18 protein-coding genes are annotated in these 14973 nt (G+C 69.5%); 13 read left to right on the forward strand and 5 right to left on the reverse strand.

Translation table 11 applies throughout. The annotated features are described in order from the left end of the window. Positions 1 to 79: 79 nt before the first annotated feature. Entirely contained in the window at positions 80 to 649 is a 570-nt protein-coding gene (locus ACYVF3_RS32315) for a DUF4232 domain-containing protein (RefSeq protein WP_461158079.1), read from the reverse strand. 226 nt (positions 650 to 875) lie between these two features. Here ACYVF3_RS32315 and ACYVF3_RS32320 point away from each other — a divergent pair, with 226 nt between their 5' ends. Further along, the gene (locus tag ACYVF3_RS32320) at positions 876 to 1256 is read left to right on the forward strand and encodes an ASCH domain-containing protein (protein WP_461158080.1); all 381 of its coding nucleotides are present in this window, start codon (positions 876 to 878) and stop codon (positions 1254 to 1256) included. Positions 1257 to 1304: 48 nt separating this feature from the next. Next, positions 1305 to 1712, forward strand: coding sequence for a hypothetical protein (locus ACYVF3_RS32325; protein WP_461158081.1), 408 nt, complete (start codon positions 1305 to 1307; stop codon positions 1710 to 1712). 103 nt (positions 1713 to 1815) lie between these two features. Here the strand turns inward: ACYVF3_RS32325 and ACYVF3_RS32330 are convergent, their stop codons facing one another. Both ACYVF3_RS32330 and ACYVF3_RS32335 read right to left on the reverse strand, forming a co-directional pair. Beyond that, positions 1816 to 2574 (reverse strand): S1 family peptidase, encoded by a 759-nt coding sequence (locus ACYVF3_RS32330; protein WP_461158082.1) that lies wholly within the window; start codon positions 2572 to 2574, stop codon positions 1816 to 1818. A 147-nt stretch (positions 2575 to 2721) separates the two neighbouring features. Next, the gene (locus ACYVF3_RS32335) at positions 2722 to 3495 is read right to left on the reverse strand and encodes a sporulation protein (RefSeq protein ID WP_461158083.1); all 774 of its coding nucleotides are present in this window, start codon (positions 3493 to 3495) and stop codon (positions 2722 to 2724) included. Positions 3496 to 3771: 276 nt separating this feature from the next. Here ACYVF3_RS32335 and sigJ point away from each other — a divergent pair, with 276 nt between their 5' ends. From sigJ to ACYVF3_RS32365, 6 genes are all read left to right on the forward strand, one after another. Continuing rightward, on the forward strand, positions 3772 to 4689 hold the full coding sequence (gene sigJ, locus ACYVF3_RS32340) for an RNA polymerase sigma factor SigJ (RefSeq protein WP_461158084.1): 918 nt from the start codon (positions 3772 to 3774) through the stop codon (positions 4687 to 4689). A 13-nt stretch (positions 4690 to 4702) separates the two neighbouring features. Next, positions 4703 to 5152 (forward strand): SRPBCC family protein, encoded by a 450-nt coding sequence (locus ACYVF3_RS32345; RefSeq protein WP_461158085.1) that lies wholly within the window; start codon positions 4703 to 4705, stop codon positions 5150 to 5152. 77 nt (positions 5153 to 5229) lie between these two features. After that, positions 5230 to 6117: an LLM class F420-dependent oxidoreductase gene (locus tag ACYVF3_RS32350; protein ID WP_461158086.1), complete on the forward strand. Its 888-nt coding sequence runs from the start codon at positions 5230 to 5232 to the stop codon at positions 6115 to 6117. Positions 6118 to 6167: 50 nt separating this feature from the next. Then, the gene (locus ACYVF3_RS32355; RefSeq protein WP_461158087.1) at positions 6168 to 6386 is read left to right on the forward strand and encodes a helix-turn-helix domain-containing protein; all 219 of its coding nucleotides are present in this window, start codon (positions 6168 to 6170) and stop codon (positions 6384 to 6386) included. Between the two features lie 80 nt (positions 6387 to 6466). Further along, positions 6467 to 6655 (forward strand): hypothetical protein, encoded by a 189-nt coding sequence (locus ACYVF3_RS32360; RefSeq protein WP_461158088.1) that lies wholly within the window; start codon positions 6467 to 6469, stop codon positions 6653 to 6655. 146 nt (positions 6656 to 6801) lie between these two features. Continuing rightward, positions 6802 to 7524, forward strand: coding sequence for a dihydrofolate reductase family protein (locus ACYVF3_RS32365; RefSeq protein WP_461158089.1), 723 nt, complete (start codon positions 6802 to 6804; stop codon positions 7522 to 7524). 51 nt (positions 7525 to 7575) lie between these two features. On the opposite strand, the gene ACYVF3_RS32370 is transcribed toward ACYVF3_RS32365, so the two are convergent. Beyond that, positions 7576 to 9084 carry a M28 family metallopeptidase gene (locus ACYVF3_RS32370; RefSeq protein ID WP_461158090.1) on the reverse strand — a complete coding sequence of 503 codons (1509 nt, stop codon included), beginning with the start codon at positions 9082 to 9084 and terminating at the stop codon, positions 7576 to 7578. Positions 9085 to 9237: 153 nt separating this feature from the next. Here ACYVF3_RS32370 and ACYVF3_RS32375 point away from each other — a divergent pair, with 153 nt between their 5' ends. Then, a complete protein-coding gene (locus ACYVF3_RS32375; RefSeq protein ID WP_461158091.1) occupies positions 9238 to 10215 on the forward strand; it encodes an NAD(P)H-quinone oxidoreductase in 978 nt (325 codons plus the stop codon). Between the two features lie 47 nt (positions 10216 to 10262). On the opposite strand, the gene ACYVF3_RS32380 is transcribed toward ACYVF3_RS32375, so the two are convergent. Next, positions 10263 to 11462, reverse strand: coding sequence for a cysteine desulfurase-like protein (locus ACYVF3_RS32380; protein WP_461158092.1), 1200 nt, complete (start codon positions 11460 to 11462; stop codon positions 10263 to 10265). A gap of 136 nt (positions 11463 to 11598) precedes the next feature. On the opposite strand from ACYVF3_RS32380, the gene ACYVF3_RS32385 reads away from it, so the two are divergent. The 4 genes from ACYVF3_RS32385 (at position 11599) to glfT1 (ending at position 14847) form a co-directional block, all read left to right on the forward strand. Next, positions 11599 to 12132: a bacterial proteasome activator family protein gene (locus tag ACYVF3_RS32385; RefSeq protein ID WP_461158093.1), complete on the forward strand. Its 534-nt coding sequence runs from the start codon at positions 11599 to 11601 to the stop codon at positions 12130 to 12132. A 105-nt stretch (positions 12133 to 12237) separates the two neighbouring features. Then, a complete protein-coding gene (wzm, locus tag ACYVF3_RS32390; RefSeq protein WP_461158094.1) occupies positions 12238 to 13101 on the forward strand; it encodes a galactan export ABC transporter permease subunit Wzm/RfbD in 864 nt (287 codons plus the stop codon). A gap of 19 nt (positions 13102 to 13120) precedes the next feature. Then, positions 13121 to 13939 (forward strand): galactan export ABC transporter ATP-binding subunit Wzt/RfbE, encoded by an 819-nt coding sequence (gene wzt / locus ACYVF3_RS32395; RefSeq protein WP_461158095.1) that lies wholly within the window; start codon positions 13121 to 13123, stop codon positions 13937 to 13939. Further along, positions 13936 to 14847 (forward strand): galactofuranosyltransferase GlfT1, encoded by a 912-nt coding sequence (glfT1, locus tag ACYVF3_RS32400; RefSeq protein WP_461158096.1) that lies wholly within the window; start codon positions 13936 to 13938, stop codon positions 14845 to 14847. Before wzt ends, glfT1 begins: the two co-directional genes overlap by 4 nt. Positions 14848 to 14973 lie beyond the last annotated feature (126 nt).

Genomic DNA, 14973 nt, shown 5'->3' on the forward strand with positions numbered 1-14973 from the left:
TTCCAGCTTGCACTTCAACAAGCGATCAAAGGTGTCACACATCCCTTCAGCAGCCCCCTCGGACGGTTTGCTCGGACGATCAGAACGGCTTGAAGTTGTGCACGTAGGTGCCCGGGTGGGTGGCGCCGTCCTGGCGCACCACGCCGAAGTCGTGCGACCACGGGATCCTCATCGGGTCCTCCTGACCCGGCGGAATGGTGATCAGCTCGGTCGGCCGCCACGCTTCGGGGCTGTTGTCCGGGAGGACCGTCAGATCGGCGATGCCCCTCTCGCCGGTCTTCAGCAGGTAGCCGGGGTTCCCGTCGTCGATCCGCGGCAGCGAGTAGGTGGGCCCGTGCACGGGATCGTCCGGGCCGATCAGGTCGACGCCGGGCGCGCCTCGCAGGATGCACTCGTGGTCGGAGACGTTGGTGTACTCCAGCTGGACGTGCAGCTGGCCGGAGCCGTCGTCGAGGACCCCGCCGAACCTGGCGTTCAGGTCGCCTGTGCCGCAGCGCGGGGTCTCGACCGCGGCGGTGCGCACCGCGTCGTTCCCGGCGTCCGTCCGCACGCCGGCCGCCGACTGGGCCGCTTGGTCACCAGCCCCGCACGCCGTCACCGTCAACGCAGTGCCCGCCAGAGCCAGGGCCCCCAGGGTGGTCCGCAGCATGTACCGCTCCTCTCCTCGCGGAAGCCGGTGCTCCCGCCTGCTCCTCCCGTAACCGATTCAGGTTGCTTCGCGCAACCATTGCGCCATTGCCGGCCCGGAGCCGGCACGATCCGTGTCAGCCTTCGCGGCCTGATTTCCCCAGTCCCCCGGTAGCTTTCTCCGCGTGAATCCTGATGACCTTCCTCGGGCTGAGTTCGCTTTCCCCGGGCCTTTGCGGGATCGGTTGGTGGCGGCGATCCTCTCCGGCGCGAAGACGTCGACCACCGGTTTGGTGCTCGCCTACCAGCGCGAGAACGAGCCGCTCCCCGAGGTCGGGCAGCGATTGGCGGTGGTGGACTCCCTCGATCGGCGGGTCGCGGTGATCGAGGTGACCGAGGTGCGGATCGTCCGGCTCGCCGATGTGGACCTGCAGCACGCCCTGGACGAGGGCGAAGGTGATGAGTCCGTGGCGCAATGGCGTGCTGGGCACGAGGAGTTCTGGCACAGCGCGGAAGTGCGCGCCGAACTGGGTGATCCCGAGTTCACCGCGACCGATGACACCTTGGTGCTCGCCGAGCGATTCCGGTTGGTGCGCTCCGTCGGAGATCCCGGCCTCTCGCCGGGTTGAGTACTTTCACTGATCCGTGCCCCGCGGTGGGGGTGGCACCATCGCGCAATGATCAACCAACGGCGTGCTGAGCGTCCGGTTCTCGGAGTGGGGCTGGCGGTACTGACCGCGGCTTGCTGGTGGGCGTGGATGGCGTGGGATCGCAGCTACCAGACCGATCCTGCGACGGGCGTGACCAGCGGCCCCTACCAGGCGTGGCAGGTGGTCGGGTGCGTCGTCTGCCTCGTCGCGCTCGGTGTGGGGGCGAGCGTTCGGCTTCCCACGTGGCTCGTCATCCCGGTCATGCCCGTCGCGTTCACCGCAGCGTGGTCCTGGACCGCTTCCGGGGCGGACGACACCGGTCTCTGGGTCGTCGGTGCGCTGCTAGTCTTCGTCGGCATGGTGGTCGGAACGGGAGTGGTCAGCGGGATCACCGCCTTCGCACGGCGGGCACGAGCGGTTCCCGCGAACCGGTAGCGAGCGCTGCCGTCCCCTTCGAACCGATCGAAGAACGCCTCCACGTTGACGAGCCCCGGCTCGACCCCCATTGGCCGGCACGCCCGAGCCGGGGCTCCGCTGGTCAGCCCGCCGTGGCTCGTTCGATCCAGTCGCGGTGGGCTGTCAGGTCCGTGTAGATGCCGGGGCCCGTGGCGCAGGTGGGGTCCGCGTCACCGTCTCGGCTGGTGGCGCCGATCAGCTGCCAGTGGCCCGGGCGTCCCTTGAGCTGCGGGCCGCCGGAGTCGAGGATGCACGCCTGGGCGCTCTCGGTAGGGCTGTCGGTGCACAGCTCGTTGTCGCGGTCGTAGTTCTCGCTGCAGCGCTCGTCCGGGACGAGTTCGGTGCCCAACTCCTGCAACCGGATCGGCGGGTCCGGGCACTGGCTGCCGTCCTCGCAGGTCATCCCCCAGCCGAGGATGCGGGTTGCGGTGCCGATGGGTCCGGGTTCCGGCGCGATCTCGACGGGCTGCGCCTGCACCGGGTGGTCGAGCTTCATCACGGCCACGTCATCGCGGAAGGGCTCGTAGGAGAAGTCCGGGTGAGTGGCGAACTCGACGACCTCCGCCTCCTCGCCCTTCGTGCGGTCCTGGTCGCCGATGCGCACCGACAGCTGCTCCGGCTCGACGTTGACCGCGCAGTGCCCGGCGGTCACGATCCAATCCGGTTCGATCAGCGACGCCCCGCAGTAGTGGTGGCCGTCCTTCTGCACGCTCACCATGAACGGGAACCGCTCGGTCGAGTCGTGACCGCCGATGATCGCCGACGCCGACGGGGCCAAGGCCGCCGTGAGCGCGAACGCCCCGATCACCCCGAGCAGTCCCGCTTTTCCAGGCTTGGCCACCGTTCCTCCTGCTGCTGCCGCGAATTCCGTCAGCAACGACGCTAAGGAACGAGGCCGCGAAGAGGATCAGCTGAAAGGCCAGGACGAGCTAGCACTTCCGGCCAGAGCGGACGTCGGCTGCGCCTTGGGGGCGCAGCCGTCCGGTGGTCACAGCCAGCCGCTGCCCATGCGCTCGACGTGCTTGTGCAGCTCGGCGGCCCAGTCGACCTGGGGGATCGCCGCGTAGTCGATATTCAAGACGTTGGTGAGGTCGCGGCCGCTGGTGAGCAGGCCCGCCTTCTTGTCGCCTTCGATGATCACGTCCATCCCGTCGTGGCCCGCGATGAAGGTGACCTCCAGCTGCTTCAGGCGCGGGTAGTTCGGGGACCGGTGGAACTCGATCTCCTGGTAGAACGGCAGCGTCTGTCGGGTTCTGCGCAGGTGCCCGGCCTCGCAGTCGACCCGGTGCAGGTGGAAGCCGAGGCGTTGCACCGCCTCCAGCAGGACGTGCTGGGCCTGCAGGGCACCCACGCCGATCGGGTCGGTGTCGGTGGCGTCGACGGCACCGCTGATCTCCAGCCTCGTGCGGACCGCGACCTCACCTCCCGGGAGGTGGTGGCCGGCGAAGAACGTGATCGGGGTTTCCAGCGGCGCCGTCACCTGGAACGGCAGCTCCACGACCTGACCGGGCTGCAGAGCGACGCCCGCGCCGATCCGCTGCCGGCCGAAAGCGCGCTTCGACTCGACCTCGTCGTCGTTGACCTCGTGCTCTACGCGCGTGACGAACTCGACCGACACACCGTCCAGCTGCTGCGGGACCTCGCCGCCGCGCAGCCGCACGACCCCCTGGACCTGACCGCCCGGCTGCACGCCCGGCGTGTGCAGCTCCGTCTCCACATCCGCGCCGCCGACACCAACCGCGGCCAGTAGCTTCTTGAACATGCGCCCAGTCTTCCGGCTGCGCGTTCCGCGCGGATCACGATTCGCGAGAAACCGGGCGAAACCCCTAGTGGTGACGCACATCACCGCCGCGGGAGGTCACAGGACGAGCGCGGGAGGCATCCCGTGTTCGAGTACCCGGGCGGTGACGGACCAGGGGGCAGTTGTGGTCCGAATTGTCCCGGCAAAACGGACAGTGATCATGGGCGGTTCGGACCAAAACTGCCCCCGGCCCACACCACGCCAGGCGCGAGGCCGGTGGAGGTTCGCACGGGACGAGTGAAGGACCGGGAGGCGCGAGATGACGACGGCAGGCCCGGCATGACCGAGAACCCCGACCCGTTCACCGAACACCGCCCGCTGCTGTTCTCCATCGCCTACGAGATCACCGGCTCCGTGGCCGACACCGAGGACGTGCTGCAGGAGGCCTACCTGCGCTGGCGCGACGTCGACCTCGACTCGGTCGACCACCCGCGCGCCTACCTCGTGCAGATCGTCACCCGACAAGCGCTGGGACTGCTGCGATCGTCATCCCGGCCCCGCGAGACCTACGTCGGGACCTGGCTTCCCGAACCGCTGGCCACCGCCGACGACCAGCCGGGCGGGCTCGACCACGTGCTCACCGGCGAAGCCGTCACCACCGCCATGCTGCTCGTCCTCGAAACCCTGACACCCGCTCAGCGCGCGACCTTCGTGCTGCGCGAGGTCTTCGACTTCAGCTACGCCGAAATCGCCGCCTCCCTGGGCAGATCCGAGGAAGCGGTGCGGCAGCTCAACAGCCGCGCGCGGCAGCAGGTGCACGCCCGGCGCGGCACGGCCATCGCGACGCCGGCGGAGGCCTCGGAAGTCGCGCGGCGGTTCTCGGCGGCCGCGGCCACCGGCGACGTCCAGGCGCTGCTGGACGTGCTCGCCCCCGACGTCGTGTACCTCTCCGATGGCGGCGGCGAGGTCACCGCCGTCCGCAACCCCGTGCGGGGACGCGAGGACGTCGCCCACCTCATCGCCGGCCTGCTCACCAGGGGGCGGAAGAAGGGCCAGTTGGACTTCCGGATCGGCGTCCACAACGGGATGCACTCGATGGTCGTCCTGGTCGACGGCGAGCTCGAACAGGTCACCTCCATCGAGGTCGGTGACGACCAGGTCAGAGCGATCTACACCGTCCGCAACCCGCGCAAGCTCACCTCCATCAAATTCTGAACGAGGAGTCGAGATGGAAACGATCACCGTGGAGCGCACCATTCCCGCCCCCGTCGAGTCGGTGTACGACTGGTGCGCGGAAACCACCCACTGGCAGAGCTCGGCCTGGGTCCTGCGAAACCGCCTCAAGCAGGCCGGAAAACCGGATCCGTGGGGCGCGGGCGCGATCCGCTCCCACCTCTGGTCGATCGGCTGGTTCCTCGAGGAGGTGACCGCGCCCGAACGCCCCCGCTCGATGCACTACCTGGTCACCGAGAGCTTCCCGCCGTCCCGACACGGCGGCGGGAGCATGACCTTCACCGAGGCCCCCGGCGGTACCAGGGTCACCTGGGTCACCGACGCCGAGATGGGAACGCCCGTGGCGCGCGACCTCGCGACCCGGACCATCGTGAAACCCCTGACGCGCCTGGTGTTCGACCGGATCCTGCAGCAGTGCGAGCGGGACCTGCTCCGCGCCGCGTAACCGGCTCCACGCCAAACCGGCCCGGGACGACTCCTCAGCGGAGCGCGACCGGACGCTCGCGGGTATAGCGTCGAAGCATGGGTGAGATCGATTTCAAGTCTCGTGTCGGTGTCTGGTGGACCAGCGATGCCTGGGGCATCCGCGACGTGCAGGAACGCGCTCGGACGATCGAGGAGCTCGGCTACGGGTCACTGTTCTACGGCGAAGCGTTCGGCAAGGAGTCGTTGACGCAGGCCGGTGCTCTGCTGGGCGCCACCGAGCGGCTGGTCGTCGGCACCGGCATCGCCAACATCCACGCTCGCGACGCCAAGGCCGCCGCGGCAGGTGCGCGGACGCTCAGCGCGCTGCACCCGCGCCGGTTCGTGCTCGGCCTCGGCGTCAGCCACGCTCCCCTCGTGGAGGGCAACGCGGGCACCTACGCCAAGCCGCTGGCGACCATGCGCGACTACCTCCAGCGCATGGACGAGCTGTCGGACAAGGTCGAGCCGGGAGCGCCGCGTCCCACCCGGCTGCTGGCCGCGCTCGGGCCGAAGATGATCGAGCTGTCCGGCAAGGCCGGCGACGGAGCCCACCCGTACCTGATCACCCCGGAGCAGACCGCGACCACGCGCGAGCTGCTCGGAGCCGACAAGTGGGTCGTCAGCGAGCAGGCGGTCGCCCTGACGACCGATCGCGAGACCGGGCTGCGCCGTGCCCACGAGCACCTGCACATGTACTCGCAGCTGCCCAACTACCGGAATTCCTGGCTGCGGCAGGGTTTCGACGAATCCGACGTCGTCGTGGGCGGGTCCGACCGCCTCGCCGAACACCTGGTCGCCATCGGTGACGCCGAGACGATCGCCGCGCAGGTCAAGCGGCATCTCGACGCGGGCGCCGATCACGTGGTCATCCAGGTTCTGGGCGACGGCCCCTCGGAGGATCCGCTGCCCGCGCTGCGCGAGATCGCACCCGCGCTGGATCTGTGAGTCTGACGTCGGTGAGCGGCGAGCCGATCTTGTGCGGATAGGGTCAGCGCGTGAGTGGAACCGAGCAAGAACACCCCCACGACACCGAAGACCTGGTGCGCCTGGTCTCCATCACCCGGCAAGAACTGGGCTGGGACCAGGCGAAGCTCGCCGCGGCGGCCGGAATCCCCGAGTCCGACGTGGCGAGCTTCGAGGCGCAGCGGATCGTTCCGGCCAAGCCGCTGGCGCTGCGCTTCCTGGAGGCGATGGGGGTCGTGGTGCAGACGTGAACCCTCTCGTCATCGAGGGTTCACGCCCCGGAAGGAGGGCTCGGGGAACGAACGATCCCCCGGGCTGCGAGCATGGGGCCGTGGATGAGAAGCAAGACGTGACCGTCCGGCCGAAGCCGACCGGCGCCGCCGTGTGCGCGCACCTCGGGATCGGGGTCGACGACGAACAGGCGAAGCTCGCCCGCGACCGGCTCAACAAGTCGCTGGCCAACTACCGGGTGGCGCTGCTGGCAGGCGAGCAGGCCGAAGCCGAGGTCGTCGGCGCCTGAGCCGGGCCGGAACGAGGTGGGCGTCCGACGCCCGCCGGTCGAAGCGCGCCCGGAGAGCGCGGCGACTGAGCAAGATCGGAGAGGACACCGCTGGCTAGCGGACCTAGCTTGGTGGGACGAGTGACCACCGACGTGGAGGGCGCATCATGGCGCAGCGGGTTCGCGTTCACTGCATGAGCGTTTCCCGGGACGGGATCGGAGCGGGGCACGACCAGACCTTCGAGCGACCGTTCGGCCGGGCCGTGACCCCGCAGGCGCTGTTCGAGTGGATCGGCGCCACCGCCAGCTGGGTCAACCGCACCGAAGAGGGCGGGACCCGGGGTTTCGAGGACTACATCTCGCGCGACTTCGCCCACGGCATCGGCGCCGAGATCATGGGGCGCAACAAGTTCGGCCCCGTGCGAGGGCCCTGGCCGGATCACGACTGGCAGGGCTGGTGGGGCGACGAGCCGCCCTTCCACACGCCGGTGTTCGTGCTCACCCACCACGAACGCCCCTCGTTCAGCCTCTCCGACACGACCTTCCACTTCATCAACGCGACGCCGCACGAGGCCGTCGAGCGGGCCAAGGCCGCCGCGGACGGCGGGGACGTGCGCATCGGCGGCGGCATCAGCACGCTGCGCGAGTTCATCGACGCCGACCTCATCGACGAGATGCACATCGCGGTCGTCCCGCTCGAGCTCGGCGACGGCATCCGGCTCTGGACGCGCCCGGAGGAGCTGACCGACCGGTACCACCTGGAGCGCGTCCGGGCGTCGAGCGGAGTCGAGCACCACTTCTTCTGGCGCCGGTCTTGTGTGTGGGGGTGGGGAAGTTTTCATGAAAACTTCCCCACCCCCACACACAAGACCGAGGTGACCATCTCCTGATCACAAGCGGAGGCGGGGTGCGGTGGACACCGCACCCCGCCTTCGCGGTGGTCAGATCGCGTTGTGGCCGTGCGGGACCGCCGGGCCCGCGGCGTGCTCGGCGAAGGTGGACAGCTGCGCCTGCCGGAGGCGGGCCCGCTCGTCGCGGGTCATGCCGTTGACGGCCTCCGTGCTGCGCGAGTACGCCTCGACGACGTTGGCCAGGCCCTTCGCATTGCGCTCCAGCGCGACGCGGTCGATGTTGCCGAGGTGGTCACCGGCCTGGTGGTAGTTCGCGTCGTAGGCGACTCCCGCGGTGCCGCCCCACTTCGCGACCTGCTCCTCGGTCTTGACGCCCTCCGCTCCGGTGAACAGTCCGCCAGCCGGGATCCCGTTGGCGATGAACTCGCCGTAGTCGGAGCGCCCGTCGAAGTCGGTGCCCTCCAGCTCCACGCCCTGCGCGGCCAACGCGGCCGCGAGGTCCTGCTCGATCTGCCCCGAGCCCTGCGGACCGGGACCCGCTCCCTCGGCGTCCGAGTCGTCGCCGTCGAGGGCGAAGTAGCCGGCGTTCGGCGAGCCGATCATGTCGAAGTTCAGGTACAGCGCGATGTCGAGCTGCTGCTCGAAGGTCAGGCTCTGCACGTACTTCGTGGAACCGACCAGACCCGATTCCTCGGCGCCCCACCAGGCGAACCGCACCGCGTTCTCGGTCTGCGGGCTGCCGCCCATCCGCAGCGCGGTCTCCAGCAGTCCGGCGCTGCCGCTGCCGTTGTCGTTGATGCCCGGCCCCTCCGGAACGCTGTCCAGGTGCGCGCCCGCCATCACGACGTTGTCCGGACGACCGGTGCGGGTCTGCGCGACGACGTTGCGGGTCGTCACCGACTCCAGCCGCGACTGCACGTCCAGCTTCACCTCGGCGCCCGCCTGCCCGGCCAGGGCCTGTCCCACCTGCATCGTCACGCCCGCGCTCGGAATGCGCGCGTCCGCAGGGTCGCCGAGCGTGCCGTTGAGCGGACCGTCGACGTTGTTGTAGACGATCACGCCTGCGGCACCGAGGTCCGCCGCGACCCTCTGCTTGTCGGCGAAGGTGCACGAGCCGCGCTGGATCAGCACGACCGAGCCGGCCACGTCAGCGGGGAAGTCGGTGGCCTCGCAGCCGGGGGTGTCGTCGACCGCCGCGACCGACAGCGGGGCCGTGATCCCGCCCTGCGGGGTGGCCGGGGAGTACTCCAGCGCGTCGCCCTCGGTCGGCTGACCGGCGACCGCGAGGCTGAAGGAGTCGAGGTAGTAGGCGTCGTAGGTGAACTCCGGCGTGGTCACGTCGAAACCCGCCCGGCTCAGCTTGTCCGCGACGTGGTCCACGCTCGCCTCGTACCCGGGAAGCCCGGACGCGCGGTTCCCGCCGTGGGTGTCGGCGATCCGCTGCAGCGCGATCAGGTGGCGGTTCACCGCGTCACCGGTGATCTGGTCACCGAGGCCGCCGGGTGCGGCCGAAGCCGGGGCGATGGCGGCCGCAGCCGCCGCGCAGGTGGCGGCCAGTGCCGTGGCCGCGCGTCTGGGTGTGATGGTTCGCGAACTCATCATGCTCCCCGATGGTCGTGTGGATGAGGTGAATGTCCGATCCAGTCAAGCGACCCGGGACGAGTTGGAGAAGCGGGAATCTTTCCCAGATTTACCGACCCGGGGTCGCGTTCTCGGTTTTCGCGCCGCCCGCCGCTGACTACCGTCACGGGCATGCATGGGATTTCAATCCGCGAGCCCGGTGACCCCGACGTTCTGGTGTGGACCGAACACCCGGACCCCCAGCCCGGCCCCGGTGAGGTGGTCATCGACGTCGTCGCCAGCGCGGTCAACCGCGCCGATCTCGCTCAGCGCCAAGGCAACTACCCGCCGCCGAAGGGCGCAAGCGACATCCCCGGACTGGAGTGTTCCGGCACGATCGCGCAGCTCGGCGAGGGCGTGACCGGCTGGAACGTCGGCGACGATGTGTGCGCCCTGCTGGCGGGCGGCGGGTACGCCGAGCGGGTGGCGGTCCCGGCCGCGCAGGTGCTGCCCAAGCCCGCCGGGGTGGACCTGGTGGAGGCCGCCGGCATCCCAGAGGTCACCTGCACGGTCTGGTCGAACGTGGTCATGGAGGCCGGGCTGCGGGAAGGGCACCTGTTCCTGGTGCACGGCGGAGCCGGCGGCATCGGGACCTGCGCCATCCAGATCGCCAAGGCGCTGGGCGCCCGGGTCGCGGCCACCGCGGGCTCGGCCGAGAGCCGCGCGCTGTGCGCGGAGCTGGGCGCCGATCCGGTGATCTCCTACCGCGACGAGGACTTCGTCGAGGTCGTCAAGGGACTCGGCGGCGCGAACGTCATCCTGGACAACATGGGGGCGTCCTACCTGGACCGGAACCTCTCCGCGCTGACCACCGACGGGTTCCTGGCCGTGATCGGGATGCAGGGCGGCAACAAGGCCGAGCTCAACATGGGCAAGATGCTGATGAAGCGGCTCCGCATGTCGGCCCTGGGCCTGCGCGGACGTCCCGTCGACGGCCCCAACGGCAAGGCCACCATCGTCGCCGACGTGCGCGAGCGCCTCTGGCCGCTGATCGAGAGCGGCGACGTCCGGATCCCGGTGCACACCCGCGTTCCGATGGCCGAGGCCTCCCGCGCCCACGCCACCCTCGAATCGGGCGACGTCCGGGGCAAGATCCTCCTGGTCCGGTGACGCGGTGGCGGGATTCGAATCTCGCGCGAGATTCGAATCCCGCCCGATCAGCTGAGGCGGGCCACGGCGTCGAGGAGGAGGTCGACCTCGGTGGTGTTGGTGTAGTGGGCCAGGCCCACCCGGACCGCTCCGCCCACCTCGGCCGCGCCCAGGGCCGCGAAGACCCCGTGGGTGCCCGGGTCGGCGAAGGCGCAGATCCCCTGCTCGGCCAGGTGCGCGACGGCGTCGGAGGCCTTGACGCCGTTGATCGTGAACGCGACCGACGGGATCCGGCGCATCGCGTCGCCGATGAGCATCACCTCGGGCAGCTTGCGCAGCCCGTTGGTCAGGTTCGTCAGCAAGCCCGCCTGGTAGGACTTCACCGAGCGGATCGAGGTCAGCAACCGCTCGCGGCGCGGCCCGATGGCCGCGTCGTCGAGGTCGGCCAGGTAGTCCACCGACGCGACCAGGCCCGCGAGCAGCGGATACGCGTGCGGCCCCATCTCCAGCCGCTCCGGGCCCCTGGCGCTGTGGTCCAGCGCGACCGAGGGCAGGTGGTCGAGCATCGCCGGGTCGCGGAAGGCCAGCGCGCCCACCTGCGGGCCGCCCCAGGCGGACGCGTTGACCGCGACCACGTCGGCGCCGAGCTCGGTGACGTCCAGCGGCACGAAGGGAGCGGACGACGACGCGTCGACGACCAGCAGCGCGTCGTGCTCGTCGGCGGCCTCCGCGGCCGGCCGGATGTCCGGCCGGGTGCCGACGGCCCCCGAGGCGGCGGTGATCGCCACGACCTTGGTGCGCGGCGTGACCAGCTCGCCGTACTGCCAGGTCGGCAGCTCGCAGGTCTCGATGTCGATCTCCGCCCAGCGCACGGTGGACCCGGAGCGCTGGGCGGCGCGCTGCCACGGGTCGACGTTGGCGGGCGAGTCCAGCCGGGAGACCACGACGTCGTCGCCGATCAGCCAGCCCTCGCCCAGCGCGTCCGCGAGCCGTCCCAGCAGCACGGCCGAGTTCGGCCCGAGCACCACACCGGAGGGCTTGGCGCCCACGAGGTCCGCGATCGCGCGACGAGCGGCCTCCACGATCGCCTCGGCGCGCTGCGAGGCGGGGAAGTTCCCGCCCGGACCGGAAACGGGGGCCCGCAGCGCGGTCGACGCCGCCGTGGCCACCTGCTCGGGAACCTGCATGCCTGCCGGGGCGTCGAGGTGCACCCAGCCGTCGCCGAGCGCCGGGAAGAGTCCGCGAACCGCCGCGACGTCGAACGCCATGCTGCGACATTACTGAAACGCCGTGCCTGGTGAAGCCCCAGGGTGGCCGTTGCGGGATCGTTAGCCCGATCCGTTTCCCCAGCGCTGCGGGTGAGTCGGCACCACTGGCCCTGCTCCCGCGCGGCAAACTGGAATGATGGGACCGATGAACGAGCAAGAGCGTCCGCAGGTGTTCCTGGTGGGTGAGGACGGCAACCCCGTGGGTGCCGGCGCCGCTGGAACCGGCGAAGAGGGCCAGGAGCAGGGCGAGGACATCAACGGCCTGGTCGAGCAGCCGGCCAAGGTGATGCGCATCGGCACCATGATCAAGCAGCTGCTGGAGGAGGTCCGCCAGGCGCCGCTGGACGAGGCCAGTCGCCACCGGCTCAAGGAGATCCACCAGTCCTCGATCCGCGAGCTGGAGCAGGGCCTGGCGCCCGAGCTCATCGAGGAGCTGGAGCGGCTGTCGCTGCCGTTCGCGCAGGAGAGCACGCCCTCGGACGCCGAGCTGCGGATCGCCCAGGCGCAGCTGGTCGGCTGGCTGGAAGGCCTGTTCCACGGCCTGCAGACCGCGCTGTTCGCCCAGCAGATGGCCGCTCGCGCCCAGCTGGAGCAGATGCGCCGGGGACTGCCCGCCGGGAGCGCCGAACCGGACATCGGCCCCACCAAGGGCACCGGGCAGTATCTGTAGCGCATCCGGACGTAACGGTCGGTAGCGCTCGACGCCGAGCGAGCGCTACTCCTTCGAGTGATGCCCAGGCCGAGGGCGCGTACCGATGGTCGGTACTCTTTCGCTGTGCATGCTACGAGCACGCTGGATCGCCCCTCGGCACCTTCGGAGATCTCGCCGCGGTCCTGGCGAAAAGCGTTCAAGGACATCAGTGATGCCTTCAACCAGCGACAGCTGTGGGCTCACCTCGGCTGGCAGGACATCAAGCAGCGCTACCGCCGCTCGGTCATCGGCCCGCTGTGGATCACCATCAGCATGGCGGTCACCGTCACGGCGCTGGGGCTGCTGTACTCGCAGCTGTTCGGGCAGCCGCTGGAGAAGCACCTGCCCTACCTCGCGGTGGGTTTCATCGTGTGGGGCTTCATCGGCAACTGCGTCAACGACGGCTCCGAGGTCTTCATCTCCAACGAGGGGTTGATAAAGCAGCTCCCGGCACCGGTCAGCATTCACGTGCTGCGGCTGCTGTGGCGGCAGGTGCTGTTCTTCGCGCACAACCTCGCCGTGTACTTCGTGCTGCTGCTGATCTTCCCGAAGCCGCTGTCGCTGCTGTCGCTGATGGCCATCCCGGCGTTCGCCCTGATCGCGATCAACGGCGCATGGGTGATCCTGGTCGTGGGCACCATCTCGACCCGTTTCCGCGACATCCCGCCGGTCACCCAGAGCATCGTGCAGCTCATGTTCTTCATGACGCCGATCGTGTGGAACTACGACGAGTTCCGGGCCAGCGAGAACCCCGCGATCGCGGAGCGCGCGAAGCTCGCCGAGATCAACCCGTTCATGCACTTCCTGGAGATCATCCGGCAGCCGATGCTCGGCACTCCGATCGCCTGGCACCACTGGCTCGTCTGCGGTGTGATCACCGTCGTCGGCTGGGCTTTGGCGCTGATCGTGCTGCGCAACTACCGTTCCCGTGTCTCCTACTGGGTCTGAGTGAGGCCGAAGAAAAACCATGGTCAGCATCGACGTATGGAACGCGGCGGTCGACTTCCCGATCTTCGACGCGAAGTCCCGCTCGCTGAAGAAGGCCGTGCTGGGACGGGCCGGTGGCAAGATCGGCACGGACAGCCGGGTGCCGGTCATCGAGGCGCTGCACGACATCAACATGTCGCTGGGCGAAGGTGACCGGGTCGCGCTGGTCGGCCACAACGGCGCGGGCAAGTCCACGCTGCTGCGGCTGCTGTCGGGCATCTACGAGCCCACCCGCGGCAGCGCTCGCGTGGTCGGCAAGGTCGCGCCGGTGTTCGACCTCGGCGTCGGCATGGACCCGGAGATCTCCGGGTACGAGAACATCATCATCCGCGGTCTCTTCCTGGGCATGTCCCGCAAGGAGATGGAGAAGCGGATCGACGACATCGCCGAGTTCACCGAGCTCGGTGACTACCTGGCGATGCCGCTGCGCACCTACTCCACAGGCATGCGGGTCCGGCTCGCGCTGGGCGTGGTGACCTCGATCGACCCCGAGATCCTGATCCTGGACGAGGGCATCGGCGCGGTCGACGCGGAGTTCCTGGAGAAGGCGCGGGACCGCCTCAACGATCTCGTGAAGCGATCCGGCATGCTTGTCTTCGCGTCGCACTCCGACGAGTTCCTCGTCGAGCTGTGCAGCACCGCGATCTGGATGGACAAGGGCGGCATCCGCGAGGAGGGGTCGCTGCGCTCGGTCCTGACGCACTACAAGGGCTACGACCCCTTCAACAACCTGAGTGACGAAACCTTGGCCCGGATCGGGGAAACGCGGGCCACGATCGGGAGCAAAGAAGGCTCATGAGCACCGACTCCGCACAGCAGCTGCCCGCCGGATCCGTAGTCGCGGTCATCGTCACCAGGCACCGCCGTGAGCTGCTGGCCGAGTCCCTGAAGGTCATCGCGAGCCAGACCCGCCTGCCCGACCACCTGGTCGTGGTGGACAACGGTCCCGACCAGTCGGCCTCCGACGTGGTCGACGACTGCCCGGTGCCCTCCACCTACATCGGCTCGCAGCGCAACCTCGGCGGCGCCGGCGGATTCGCGCTGGGCATGCTGACCGCGCTGTCGCTGGGCGCGGAGTGGGTGTGGCTGGGCGACGACGACGGCCGCCCCGCGGACGAGCACGCGCTGTCCACGCTGCTGGAGGTCGCCGAGAAGCGCCGGCTGGCCGCGGTGTCCCCGGTGGTCGTCAACATCGACACCCCCGACACGCTGGCGTTCCCGCTGCGCCGGGGCCTGACCTGGAAGCGCAAGGTCGACGAGCTGCCCGAGGACTTCCTGCCGGGCATCGCTTCGCTGTTCAACGGCGCGCTGTTCCGCGCCACCACGCTCGACGTCGTGGGGGTGCCGGACTACCGGCTGTTCTTCCGCGGCGACGAGGTGGAGATCCACCGCCGCCTGGTGCGCTCCGGGCTGCCGTTCGGCACCACGTTCCGCACGAAGTTCATGCACCCGGACGGTTCGGCGGAGTTCAAGCCGATGCTGGGCGGCCGCTTCCACGCCCAGGACCCCTCCGACGCCAACAAGCGCTACTACACCTACCGCAACCGCGGATACCTGCTCTCGCAGCCGGGGATGCGCAAGATCGGCGCGCTGGAGGTCATCCGGTTCGGCCTGTACTTCGTGGTGCAGCGCAAGGACCCGAAGGCGTTCCGCGAATGGCTGCGCCTGGTGATCCAGGGGCGCAAGGAGCGCTTCTTCCGCCGCTGATGACGACTTCCGCGAGCGGTCACCGGAACTCTCCGGTGACCGCTCGTTTTTTGCGCCCACTTCACATCGGACTCGATAACCGGACGATCACGGGACGCTGAGAACGGCCTGAGACTGAACTGAGTT

Source organism: Saccharopolyspora tripterygii (assembly GCF_054778355.1).